Below are 13,136 nucleotides of genomic sequence, written 5' to 3'. Positions count from 1 at the left end.
AGCACCCGCCCCCTTCCAAGGAGTACGCCCCATGACCACCCTGCCCGTCCAACAGCTCTACATCCACGGCCAGCGCGTCGATGCCACCAGCGGCAAGACCTTCAAGACCGTCAACCCGGCCACCGGTGAGGTGATCGCCGAAGTGCAGGTTGCCAGCCAGGCCGACGTCGAGCGCGCCGTGCAGAGCGCGGCCGAGGGCCAGAAGGCATGGGCGGCAATGACCGCGATGGAGCGTTCGCGCATCCTGCGCCGCGCCGTCGAGATCCTGCGCGAGCGCAACGACGAACTGGCCCACCTGGAAACGCTGGACACCGGCAAGGCGCTGGCCGAGACCACCACGGTGGACATCGTCACCGGTGCCGACGTGGTCGAGTACTACGCCGGCCTGGCCACCGCGATCGAAGGCATCCAGCTGCCGCTGCGCGAATCGAGCTTCTTCTACACCCGCCGCGAACCGCTGGGTGTGGTGGCCGGCATCGGCGCCTGGAACTACCCGATCCAGATCGCCATGTGGAAGTCCGCCCCCGCCCTGGCCGCCGGCAACGCGATGGTGTTCAAGCCGTCCGAAGTGACCCCGTTGACCGCGATCCGGCTGGCCGAGATCTACACCGAAGCCGGCGTGCCGGCCGGTGTGTTCAACGTCGTGCAGGGCCCGGGCCGCGAGATCGGCCAGTGGCTGACCGAGCACCCGGTGATCGAGAAGATCTCCTTCACCGGCGGCGTCGCCACCGGCAAGAAGGTCATGGCCAGCGCCGCGTCCTCGTCGCTGAAGGAAGTGACCATGGAGCTGGGCGGCAAGTCGCCGCTGGTGATCTGCGATGACGCCGACCTGGACCGCGCCGCGGACATCGCGGTGATGGCCAACTTCTTCAGCTCCGGCCAGGTCTGCACCAACGGCACCCGCGTGTTCGTGCCGCGCACCATGCTGGCCGCGTTCGAGGCCGCCGTTGTCGAGCGCGTCAAGCGCATCCGCATCGGCGACCCGATGGCCGCCGAGACCAACTTCGGCCCGCTGACCAGCTTCCCGCACATGGAAAACGTGCTGCGCTACATCGAAAGCGGCAAGGCCGAGGGCGCCCGCCTGCTGGTGGGCGGCGGCCGTGCCACTGAAGGCGCGCTGGCCAACGGTGCCTACGTGCTGCCGACCGTGTTCTCCGATTGCCGCGACGACATGACGATTGTCCGGGAAGAGATCTTCGGGCCGGTGATGAGCATCCTCGCCTACGACGACGAAGACGAAGTGGTGCGCCGCGCCAACGACACCACCTTCGGCCTCGCCGCCGGCGTGGTCAGCAAGGACATCAGCCGCGCCCACCGCATCATCCATCGCCTGGAAGCCGGCATCTGCTGGATCAACACCTGGGGTGAATCGCCGGCCGAAATGCCGGTCGGTGGCTACAAGGAATCCGGCGTCGGCCGCGAGAACGGCATCTCGACCCTCGGCCACTACACCCGCATCAAGTCGGTGCAGGTCGAGCTGGGCGACTACGCCAGCGTGTTCTGACCGGCGCGCCGCCAGCACGCCCCTTCGTCCGGCCATCGCGCCGATCCGACATTCCGCCGCGACGCCTGCCCGCAGTGCGTCGCGGCCTGCAGGAGACACCCATGAGCACCCATAACGAGTACGACTACATCATCATCGGCGCCGGTTCGGCCGGCAACGTGCTGGCCACCCGCCTCACCGAAGATGCCGATGTCAGCGTGCTGCTGCTGGAAGCCGGTGGCCCGGACTACCGGTTCGATTTCCGTACCCAGATGCCGGCCGCACTGGCCTTCCCGCTGCAGGGCAAGCGCTACAACTGGGCGTACAAGACCGATCCGGAGCCCTTCATGAACAACCGCCGCATGGACTGCGGCCGCGGCAAGGGCCTGGGCGGCTCGTCGCTGATCAACGGCATGTGCTACATCCGTGGCAATGCGATGGACTACGACAACTGGGCCAGCATGCCCGGCCTGGAAGACTGGACCTACCTGGACTGCCTGCCCTACTTCCGCAAGGCCGAAACCCGTGACATCGGCCCCAACGACTACCACGGCGGTGACGGCCCGCTGCGCGTGACCACGCCCAAGGCCGGCAACAACGAACTGTTCGCTGCGATGGTCGAGGCCGGCGTGCAGGCCGGCTACCCGCGCACCGACGATCTCAACGGCTACCAGCAGGAAGGCTTCGGCCCGATGGACCGCACGGTGACCCCGAAGGGCCGTCGCTCCAGCACCGCCCGCGGCTACCTGGACCTGGCCAAGCCGCGCCCGAACCTGACCATCGTCACCCACGCGCTGACCGACCGCATCCTGTTCTCGGGCAAGCGTGCGGTGGGCGTGCAGTGGCTGCACAACGACCAGCCGCAGCGTGCGACCGCCCGCCGCGAGGTGCTGCTGTGCGGCGGCGCCATCGCCTCGCCGCAGATCCTGCAGCGCTCGGGCGTCGGCCCGGCCGACCTGCTGCGCAGCCTCGACATCGACCTGGTGCACCACCTGCCCGGCGTCGGCGCCAACCTGCAGGACCACCTTGAGATGTACCTGCAGTACGAGTGCAAGAAGCCGGTCTCGCTGGCCCCGGCGCTGAAGCTGTACAACCAGCCGGCGATCGGTGCCGAGTGGCTGTTCCTGGGCACCGGCATCGGCGCCAGCAACCAGTTCGAGGCCGGTGGCTTCATCCGCAGCGACGCCGAATTCGACTGGCCGAACCTGCAGTACCACTTCCTGCCGGTGGCGATCAATTACAACGGCTCCAACCCGATCAAGGCGCACAGCTTCCAGATGCACGTCGGCTCGATGCGCTCGCCCAGCCGTGGCCGCATCCACGTGCGCTCGAAGGATCCGCGCGAACATCCGAGCATCCTGTTCAACTACATGTCGCACGAGCAGGACTGGCGCGAATTCCGCGCGGCGATCCGCATCACCCGCGAGATCTTCGCGCAGCCGGCACTGGCCCCGTACAGCGGCCGCGAGATCTCGCCGGGCAGTGCACTGCAGACCGATGCACAGATCGATGCGTTCGTGCGCGAGCATGCCGAGACCGCCTACCACCCGTCCTGCTCGAACAAGATGGGCCATGCCGACGACCCGATGGCGGTGGTCGATGGCCAGGGTCGCGTGCACGGCCTGGAAGGCCTGCGCATCGTCGATGCCTCGATCATGCCGCAGGTGGTGACCGGCAACCTCAACGCGCCGACCATCATGATGGCCGAGAAGCTGGCCGACGTGATCCGCGGCCGCACGCCGCTGGCCCGCAGCACCGCGCCGTACTACAAGGCCAACGGTGCGCCGGTGCGCAAGCAGGGTTGACGCAGGCGGCCAGCTTGGGGCCACGGTAGTGCCGGCCGCTGGCCGGCATCCATCGGATGGCCTGTCCAGCGCAGATGCCGGCCAGCGGCCGGCACTATCCAGCAAAGAGGCTCTCCGGGGCCTCTTCGCGTTTTCCCTACGGCGGGGTATGCTGCAATGACCGGCCGTTGTCGATACGCTCAGGGTCGGAACCTAATACATCACGATTCCTGGAGGGGGAATATGAGTCTGGATCGTCCCTGGCTGCAGAGCTATCCGAAAGGCGTTCCCGCCGAAATCGACGTCAACGAGTTCCATTCGGTAGCTTCGGTCTTCGACGCTTCCGTCGCGAAGTTCCGCGACCGTCCCGCCTACTCCAGCTTCGGCAAGGTCCTCACCTATGGCGAGACCGACGCGCTGGTCGAACAGTTCGCGGCCTACCTGCTGGGTGAGCTCAAGCTCAAGAAGGGCGACCGCGTCGCCCTGATGATGCCCAACTGCCTGCAGTACCCGGTGGCCACCTTCGGCGTGCTGCGCGCCGGCCTGACCGTGGTCAACGTCAACCCGCTGTACACCGCGCGCGAGCTCAAGCACCAGCTCATCGATGCCGGCGTGACCGCGCTGGTGGTGGTCGACAACTTCGGCGACACCGTCGAACAGGTCATCGCCGATACGCCGGTCAAGCATGTGGTCACCACCGGCCTGGGCGACCTGCTCGGCGCCAAGGGCGTGATCGTCAACTTCGTGCTGAAGTACATCAAGAAGATGGTGCCCAACTACCATCTCAAGGGCGCGGTGCGCTTCCGCCAGGCGCTCAAGCTCGGCAGCCGCCACAGCCTGCCCAAGGTCGAGATCGACCACGACGACATCGCCTTCCTGCAGTACACCGGCGGCACCACCGGCGTGGCCAAGGGCGCCATGCTGACCAACCGCAACCTGATCGCCAACATGCAGCAGGCCTCGGCCTGGATCAGCGCGTCGGGCATCGAGATGGGCAAGGAGTGGATCATCACCGCCCTGCCGCTGTACCACATCTTTGCGCTGACCGCGAACGGGCTGGTCTTCATGAAGTTCGGTGGCTGCAACCACCTGATCACCAACCCGCGGGACATGAAGGGCTTCGTCAAGGAGCTCAAGTCGGTGCGCTTCACCGCCATCACCGGCGTCAACACGCTGTTCAACGGGCTGCTCAACACCCCCGGCTTCGACACGGTCGACTTCTCCTCGCTGAAGGTCACCCTGGGCGGTGGCATGGCGGTGCAGCGCGCCGTGGCCGAGCGCTGGAAGAAGGTGACCGGCGTGACCCTGGTCGAGGCCTATGGCCTGACCGAGACCTCACCGGCGGCCTGCATCAACCCGCTCACCCTGACCGAGTACAACGGCTCGATCGGACTGCCGATCCCGTCCACCGATGCCTGCATCAAGGATGACAACAGTGCCATCCTGCCGCTGGGCGATGTCGGCGAGCTCTGCATCAAGGGCCCGCAGGTGATGAAGGGCTACTGGCAGCGCCCGGAGGAAACGGCCAAGGCCATCGACGCGGACGGCTGGCTGCATACCGGCGACATGGCCAAGATGGACGAACACGGCTTCTTCTACATCGTCGACCGCAAGAAGGACATGATCCTGGTGTCCGGCTTCAACGTGTACCCGAACGAGGTCGAGGACGTGATCGCGATGATGCCGGGCGTGCTGGAAGTGGCCGCGGTCGGCGTCCCGGACGACAAGTCCGGCGAGGTGGTGAAGGTGGTCATCGTGAAGAAGGACCCGAACCTGACCGCCGAAATGGTCAAGGAGCATGCCCGGGCCAACCTGACCGGCTACAAGCACCCCAAAATCGTTGAATTCCGAAAGGAGCTGCCGAAGACCAACGTCGGCAAGATCCTCCGTCGCGAACTCCGCGATACGCCCGCCCAGTAAGGGTTTGCGGCAATTTGAACGATGCAGGGCCCGGGGCGGAAACGTCCCGGGCCCTTTCGCATGCGACGCCCCTGAGGCGGTGTAGCATCGCCGCGTGTGTGGACCGTTCGGCCCGCCGGCCACCCACCTGACACTGCGGGCCGCATGCCGAGGACCCTTCCATGAGTACCATCGAAAAGCTGCCTTCAAGCGGCTCACCGTTCGCCACCATCCGTACCGAAGACAGCGCCGACGGCGCTGCCCACTGGCTGTTCATGCACGCCGATGCCGCCACCGGGATCCGCCCCTGCTGCCGCAAGGACATGCTCGACGAAATGTGGAGCTACATGGCGGCCATCACCCGCAGCCCTGCCGAACGCCACAACGGGACATTGCGGCATTTCGTGCTGGCCTCCGATGCCGTTGCCTACAACCTGGGTGGCGACCTGGACCTGTTCACCCGCCTGATCCGCGAAGGCAACCGCGACCTCCTGCTGAACTACGCCCAGCGCTGCGTGGAGGGCGTGCACCACCTGCACACCGGGTTCGGCGGCGACGTCCGTTCGATCGCGCTGATCCAGGGTGACGCCCTCGGCGGCGGCCTGGAAATGGCCCTGGCCTGCCACACCATCGTCGCCGAGGAAGGCAGCGGACTGGGCCTGCCGGAGGTGCTGTTCGGCCTGTTCCCGGGCATGGGTGCGTACTCGTTCCTGTGCCGGCGCGTGTCGCCCCACCTGGCCGAGAAGATCATCCTCGACGGCCGGGTCTACAGCGCTGAGGAGATGCACGCGATGGGCGTGGTCGACGTGCTGGCGAAGAAGGGCGAAGGCCGGGCGGCGGTGGAAGAACTGATCCGCCAGCAGCAGCGCACGCCGCAGTCCTATCTGGCGATGAACGCCGCACGCGCCATCGCCCAGCCGGTCAGCTACGACGAACTGCTGGAGATCACCAAGGTATGGGTCGATTCCGCCCTCGCACTCGGCGACCGCTCGCTGCGCACCATGGATCGCCTGATCAAGGCCCAGACCCGTCGCGCCAGTCTCGACGCGGCCTGATTCCTCCCCTCCCCCAGGATGGGTTCAAGCCCGGCTGGCCACCGGGCTTTTTTTGAGTTCACGCCACGCCTCAGCGCGCTTCACCATCATCGGCGGCTCCGCGCAGCCGGCGTTCGGCCCGCGCGTCGAGTGCGCGCCGGCCTTCCTTGATCGCCTCCTGCAGGATGCCCAGGCGCGTGCGCCATTCGGTCTTCAGCTGCCAGTCGGCCATCCGCATCAGCTCGCCGGCACGGTTGGACGCGCGCATCAGGCCAAGGTTGCTGGCCACGCCCTTGATCGCGTGGGACTGTTCGCGGAACACGTCCCACTGAGCCGCCTCGCCGGCCTGCTCGGCCTTGCCCATGCAGCTCGCCACGTCTTCCAGGCACTGGCGGATGAATTCACGCTCGAAGCCCTCGCCCATGCCCAGCGAGGCCAGTTCGTCCAGCACGCTGCTGTCGAGCACGCCATCCTGCAGCGGCGCCGCCGGTCGCACCACCGGTGCGGCCATGGTCTTCAGCTGGGCATTGCTGGCGATCTCGGCCAGCGTATCGAGCAGGCGCACCGCAACGACGGGCTTGGCCAGGAAGGCATGTGCGCCGGCCTGGGTACAGCGCTGGATCGCCTCGGGCGTTACATCCGCACTGAGTACCAGCACCGGCGTGCGCGGACCGCCGCCGGCCTGCATCACCCGCAGTTCCTTGAGCATGTCCAGCCCGCTCATGCCCGGCATGTGCAGATCGACGATGACCGCGTCGAACTCGCTGTCGGCCAGCGCATCCAGCACCGCCTCACCGCCATCCACGCACAGCACGCGATGGCCGGCCTTCTGCAGCAGGCGCTGCAGGACCATGCGGTTGGCCTCGTGGTCGTCGGCCACCAGGATCTGCATGCTGCGCACGCGGGCGCGATGGCGCAGGAACGGATCGGCAAAAGCGATCACGTTGCCGCCCGGGCCCGCGCCTTCGTCGCCGCTCAGGCTCGGCACCGCGCCCGGCACCTGCGGCTGCGGCGGCGCGAACGGCAGTTCGACCCAGAAGTGGCTGCCGCGCGGCGGGTTTTCCAGATAGCCGATGTCACCGTCCATCGCCTCGACCAGGCCCTTGGCGATGGTCGTGCCCAGCCCGGTCCCCTCGTGACGGCGCGCCATGCTGACGTCGGCCTGCTCGAACGCGTCGAACAGCCGTGCACGCATGGCAGGTGGCACGCCGATGCCGGTGTCGAGGATGTCGAAGCGCAACCGCACCGCCCCGCTGGCATCGGCCTGTACCACGCCGACCCGGATCTCGACCCGGCCATGGTCGGTGAACTTGACCGCGTTGCCGGCCAGGTTCAGCAGGATCTGCCGCAGGTGCCCGACATCGCCGCGCACGCGTGGCGGCACACCGTCGGCCACCTTCACCCGGTAATCCAGTCGCTTGGCCTTGGCCTGTGGCAACAGGATCAGGCCGATCGCCTGGATCACGTCGGCCACGGCGAAGTCCTCGGCCACCACGCGCAGCTTGCCGGCCTCGATGGCCGAGATGTCCAGCACTTCCTCCACCAGTGCCAGCAGGCTGCGCGACGACGCCTGGATGGTGTTGAGGCACTCGCGCTGCTCGTCATCCAGGCGCGTGGTGGCCAGCACTTCGGTCATGCCGTTGAGACCGTTCAACGGCGTGCGGAACTCATGGCTCATGTTGGCCAGGAACCGGCTCTTGGCCTCGCTGGCGCGGCGCGCCTCGGCCATCGCTTCGGTCAGCTGCCGCAGCAGTGTCGAGAAGTACAGCGGCACCGCTGCCAGGCCCAGCCAGAGGCCGATGGCCAGGCGGAAATTCTGTTGCCAGTAGGGCGTCAGCAGCACGGTGCAACCGAAGCTCACCATGGCCATCGCCACCGCCACGTACAGGTAATGGTTGCCGAAGCGCATGCCGTTGCCGACCGTCACCCACATCACCACGATGTAGACCCAGGCCAGCGGCTCGCCCATCTGCACCATGCCCGCAGCGATCAGGCCGTAGTCGGCCAGCATGCCCAGCACGCGGCGCGGATCGGAACGCGCCGGCCGCCACAGCAGCCAGCCGAACAGCAGCAGCGACAGGCTCAGGCCGGTCAGCACGATCGCCAGCACACCGACGTACTGGGTGTGCGGCAGATCGTGGCGCGGCGCCGGCAACAGCACGTAGGCCAGGATCAGGCTGATCAGCACGATGCGGACGATCTGCTGGCCGTGCTCGCTGTCCTGGCGCTGGGACAGGCGCAGCCGCAGCTGCGACGACAGGCGTTTCACGCGCCCAGCCCCGGGCGCGCGGACGCCATCGAATGCTCGGCGCAGATCTGGTCCAGCTGTTCGCGGCCGCGCAGCAGCGCGTCCACGCATCGGGGATCGAACAGCCGGCCACGCTGGGCGTAGAGATAAGCCAGGGTGGCTTCCATGGTCCATGCTTCCTTGTACGGACGGGGCGAAATCAGGGCGTCGAAGACATCGGCGACGGCCACGATGCGCGCTTCCAGCGGAATCGCATCGCCGACCAGCCCATCGGGATAGCCGCTGCCGTCGTAGCGCTCATGATGACGCAGTGCGATCAATGCGCCAACCTGGATGAAACGATTCTGGCTGCCGCTCAGCAGTTCATGGCCAATCCGCGGGTGCCGGCGCATGATCGCCAGCTCTTCCTCGTTGAGCTTGCCCTGCTTGAGCAGCACCGCATCGGGAATGGCGATCTTGCCCATGTCATGCAGCGGCGCAGCCATTTCGATCAGGCGCACGTCCTCCTCGGGCAGCCCGAGCTGTTCGGCGATCAGTCCGGCCACGCGCGCCATGCGCTCCAGGTAGGCGCTGGTGCCGGCGTCACGGAACTCGATCGCCCGCGCCAGCCGCGACAGCGTTTCGCGCTCGCGCTCTTCGACCTCATGCATGCTGGCCAGCAGGCGCTGCTCCAGCGACAGCGCCCGTTGCTTCACGTTCTCGGTCTGCTGGCGCAACTGCAGCAGGTTGTAGCAGCGCGCACGCAGTTCGCGCGGGCGGATCGGCTTGACCAGGAAGTCGATGACGCCGGCTTCCAGTGCCGCCTGGCGGATCGGCTCGTCACCGACCACGGTGATCAGGATCACCGGAATGTCGCGGTGCTTGGGCAGGCGACGGAAACGACGGGCGAACTCCAGCCCATCCATCTCCGGCATGCGGTAATCGAGCAGCAGCAGGTCGACCGGATGGGCTTCGCACCAGGCCAATGCGGTCAACGGGTCTCCGAAGTCATACACGCTCAGTTCCGGCGCGATGTCTTCGATGACGTGACGCAGCATCGTCCGTGCGGAAGTCTGGTCGTCAACGATGACGATGTTCAACGCGTACTCTGCCTGGTTTTTCGACCACGCTGGATCATCAGCAGGCGAGGATACTCTGCCGCTGCGAACGCTCGCACCCTGCATCGGCCTGACTCCCGTGTCATGCGTCCCGATTCATGATCGTCATCACAATGTGAAGCGGACTCCCCACACCGTGCCCTCCCCCTGGCGCCGATCAAGCCATAACAGGCGTCAAGGTAGTGCAATTACGATACGCCGAGTGCGGGACGCGTCAATCGCGCCGTCTCGTTTCGCGACGGCGCGCACAATCGGGAGTCAAAAAGGCGACTTACTGCTCCGGACGCATGTACGGGAACAGCAGTACATCGCGGATCGAGCTGCTGCCGGTCAGCAGCATCACCAGACGATCCACGCCGATGCCGAGGCCGCCGGTCGGTGCCATGCCGTACTCCAGCGCACGGATGTAGTCGGCGTCGTAGTGCATGGCCTCGTCATCGCCACCTTCCTTCGCGGCCACCTGGGCCTGGAAGCGCTGGGCCTGGTCTTCCGGATCGTTCAGCTCGGAGAAGCCGTTGGCCAGCTCCTTGCCGTTGACGAACAGCTCGAAGCGGTCGGTGTAGCCCGGGTCATTGTCGTTGGCACGGGCCAGCGGCGAGACCTCCACCGGGTGGTCGGTGATGAAGGTCGGCTGGATCAGGGTGTGCTCGACGGTGGCCTCGAAGATCTCCAGCAGCAGCTTGCCCCAGCCGTAGGACGGCTTGACGCGGATCTTCAGGCGCTCGCAATGGCGCAGCAGCGCGTCGCGGTCGGTACAGTCGGCGACGGAGATTTCCGGGTTGTGGTGGCGGACTGCCTCGTCCATGCGCCAGCGGCGGAACGCCGGGCCCAGATCGATCTTCGCGCCATCCCACTCGACCTCGGTGCTGCCGTTGACGGTCCTGGCCACGTCACGGATCACGCCTTCGGTCAGGTCCATGATCTCGTTGTACGTGGCGTAGGCCTCGTACAGCTCCATCATGGTGAATTCCGGGTTGTGGCGGGTGCTGACGCCTTCATTGCGGAAGTTGCGGTTGATCTCGTACACCCGCTCCAGGCCACCCACGGTCAGGCGCTTGAGGTACAGCTCCGGCGCCACGCGCAGGTACAGGTCCAGGTCCAGCGCATTGTGGTGGGTGGTGAACGGCTTGGCCGCCGCGCCGCCGGGGATGTAATGCATCATCGGCGTCTCGACTTCCAGGAAGTCGCGGCTGTCCAGCCATGCGCGCATGGCGCGGATGATCTTGGAGCGCTTGATGAAGACCGCGCGCGACTCCGGGGTCACGATCAGGTCGACGTAGCGCTGGCGATAGCGCTGCTCGACGTCGGCCAGGCCGTGCCACTTGTCCGGCAGCGGGCGCAGCGACTTGGTCAGCAGGCGGATCGACTCGGCCTTGACCGACAGTTCGCCGGTCTTGGTGCGGGTCAGGCCGCCTTCGACGGCGATGATGTCACCCACGTCCCAGCCCTTGAACGCGGTGTAGGCATCGCCCAGCACGGCACCCTGCAGGAACAGCTGGATGCGGCCGGACTCGTCCTGGATCTGTGCGAAGCTGGCCTTGCCCATGATGCGCTTGGCCATCAGGCGGCCGGCCATCTTCACCTGGCGGCCGTTGCCTTCCAGCGCCTCGGCGGTCCACTGCTCGGCATCGGCGAATTCTTCCTGCAGGCGGCCGGCGAAGTCCTCGCGACGGAAATCGTTCGGATACGCGATGCCCTGCCCACGCAGCGCTTTGAGTTTCTCGCGGCGCTCGGCGATCAACTTGTTTTCGTCGACGGGGGGGGTATCGGTAGCTTCGCTCATGGATCTGCGGGAATCGTGTAGTGAGGGGGGATGCAGCGCCCGGCACGGCCGGTTGCCCAGCATACCAAAACCGCCCTGCCCCAGCCGGGAGAAGGGTCAGATCCCTTTGCTGCGCAAAGGCATCCGACCCCGTCCGGGACCCTGCCTGGACCCTGGATGTCTACCTGTTGCCGGGGAAGGCCTGCCGCAACTCATCCACCAGCACCCGCTGGTTCTCCGAATAGTCCACCGGCACCGAGACCAGGTGCACCCCACCCGCGTTGAATGCAGCTTCCAGGGTCGGGATGAACTGCTCGATGGCGGTCACCTCGTGGCCCTTGCAGCCGTAGGCCTCCGCGTACTTCACGAAATCCGGGTTGCTGAAGGTCATGCCATAGTCGGTGAAGCCATCCACCGCCTGCTTCCAGCGGATCATTCCGTAGGCACCGTCGTTGAGGATCAGCACCACCAGGTTCAGGCCCAGCCGCCGCGCCGTCTCTAGCTCCTGGCTGTTCATCATGAAGCCGCCGTCGCCACATACCGCCAGCACCCGTCGCTGTGGATACAGGATCGAGGCCATGATCGCCGACGGCAGGCCCGCGCCCATGGTCGCCAGCGCGTTGTCCAGCAGCAATGTGTTGGCCACCTGGGTGCGGTAGTTGCGCGCAAACCAGATCTTGTACATGCCGTTGTCCAGCGCCACGATGCCATCCGGTGGCATCACCTGGCGCACGTCGTGCACCAGCCGCTGCGGGGTGAACCGGGCCTCGTCGGCACGGTCGGCCAGGTGCTCGAGGATGGTTGCGCGCAGCGGCAGCAGCGCATCGGCATTGGGCACTGCACCTTCGATGCGATCGGCCAGCTGGGTCAACGAACGGCCGATATCACCGATCACCTCCACCTGCGGGAAGTACACCTGCTCTACGGCCGCCTGCGAGTAGCCGATATGGATCACCGTCGGCCCACCCGGGCGCATCACGAACGGCGGCTTCTCGGTGACTTCGTGACCGATGGTCACGATCACGTCGGCCTGGTCGATCGCCATGTGCACGTAATCGCGCTCGGTCAGCGCCGCGGTGCCCATGTACAGGCCCGAGCCCCCGGCGACCGCGCCCTTGCCCATCTGCGTGGTGAAGAACGGAATGCCGGCGCGCAGCACGAACGCCGACAGCGCCTCGCTGGACTGCGGCCGCGACGCCGCCGAAGCGATCATCAGCAGCGGACGCCGGGCGTTGCGGATGATCTCCGCCGCGCGGTCCAGCGCTTCCGGGCTGGCGACCGGGCGGTCCACCGCGTGCGGCGGGATCAGCGCCGCGCCCTCGACCTCATCGGCGGCGATGTCCTCGGGCAGCTCCAGCAGCACCGGGCCTGGCCGCTCTTCCTGGGCAACCCGGAACGCCTCGCGGACGATGGTCGGGATCGTGCGCGCCGAGACGATCTGCCGCGCCTGCTTGGTCAGCGGCTTCATCGTGCTGACGATGTCGACGATCTGGAAGCGCGCCTGCTTGCTGGCGACGATGCCCTTCTGTCCGGTGATCAGGATCACCGGCCACGCACCGAGCAGCGCATAGGCAGCGCCGGTGGTGAAGTTGAGCGCGCCCGGGCCGAGCGTTGCCAGGCATACGCCCGGCTTGCCGGTCAGGCGGCCGTAAGTGGCCGCCATGAAGACCGCCGCCTGTTCGTGGCGGGTGATGACCAGTTCGATGCTGGAATGGCGGAGCGACTCGACCACGTCGAGGTTTTCTTCGCCGGGAATACCGAAAATGCGCTCGACGCCTTCGTTCTCAAGTGCGGCGACGAGCAGATCTGAACCCTTGGACATCGGATGC

The 13,136-nt window shown here is 66.6% G+C and carries 8 protein-coding genes; 4 read left to right on the top strand and 4 right to left on the bottom strand.

Annotated elements, in window-relative coordinates:
* Positions 1 to 31: 31 nt before the first annotated feature.
* The 4 genes from betB to AC5P9C_RS12485 all read left to right on the top strand — a co-directional run bounded on the left by betB (position 32) and on the right by AC5P9C_RS12485 (position 6,221).
* A complete protein-coding gene (betB, locus tag AC5P9C_RS12500) occupies positions 32 to 1,504 on the top strand; it encodes a betaine-aldehyde dehydrogenase (RefSeq protein ID WP_057495112.1) in 1,473 nt (490 codons plus the stop codon).
* A gap of 101 nt (positions 1,505 to 1,605) precedes the next feature.
* On the top strand, positions 1,606 to 3,288 hold the full coding sequence (betA, locus tag AC5P9C_RS12495) for a choline dehydrogenase (RefSeq protein ID WP_021202070.1): 1,683 nt from the start codon (positions 1,606 to 1,608) through the stop codon (positions 3,286 to 3,288).
* Positions 3,289 to 3,510: 222 nt separating this feature from the next.
* A complete protein-coding gene (locus AC5P9C_RS12490) occupies positions 3,511 to 5,187 on the top strand; it encodes a long-chain fatty acid--CoA ligase (RefSeq protein ID WP_049466783.1) in 1,677 nt (558 codons plus the stop codon).
* A gap of 161 nt (positions 5,188 to 5,348) precedes the next feature.
* Entirely contained in the window at positions 5,349 to 6,221 is an 873-nt protein-coding gene (locus AC5P9C_RS12485) for a crotonase/enoyl-CoA hydratase family protein (protein WP_164082558.1), read from the top strand.
* Positions 6,222 to 6,291: 70 nt separating this feature from the next.
* Here the strand turns inward: AC5P9C_RS12485 and AC5P9C_RS12480 are convergent, their stop codons facing one another.
* The 4 genes from AC5P9C_RS12480 to AC5P9C_RS12465 all read right to left on the bottom strand — a co-directional run bounded on the left by AC5P9C_RS12480 (position 6,292) and on the right by AC5P9C_RS12465 (position 13,129).
* Positions 6,292 to 8,469 carry a response regulator gene (locus AC5P9C_RS12480; protein ID WP_343542626.1) on the bottom strand — a complete coding sequence of 726 codons (2,178 nt, stop codon included), beginning with the start codon at positions 8,467 to 8,469 and terminating at the stop codon, positions 6,292 to 6,294.
* A complete protein-coding gene (rpfG, locus tag AC5P9C_RS12475; RefSeq protein WP_049466787.1) occupies positions 8,466 to 9,611 on the bottom strand; it encodes a cyclic di-GMP phosphodiesterase response regulator RpfG in 1,146 nt (381 codons plus the stop codon). The genes AC5P9C_RS12480 and rpfG overlap by 4 nt, the downstream gene beginning before the upstream one ends.
* Positions 9,612 to 9,816: 205 nt before the next feature.
* Entirely contained in the window at positions 9,817 to 11,328 is a 1,512-nt protein-coding gene (lysS, locus tag AC5P9C_RS12470; protein ID WP_049466789.1) for a lysine--tRNA ligase, read from the bottom strand.
* Between the two features lie 160 nt (positions 11,329 to 11,488).
* The gene (locus tag AC5P9C_RS12465; RefSeq protein WP_049466791.1) at positions 11,489 to 13,129 is read right to left on the bottom strand and encodes an acetolactate synthase large subunit; all 1,641 of its coding nucleotides are present in this window, start codon (positions 13,127 to 13,129) and stop codon (positions 11,489 to 11,491) included.
* Positions 13,130 to 13,136: the final 7 nt, after the last annotated feature.

The sequence above is a fragment of the Stenotrophomonas sp. YJH_SMC_10 genome, from assembly GCF_059371555.1.
This window is presented reverse-complemented; position numbering and strand designations above follow the sequence as displayed.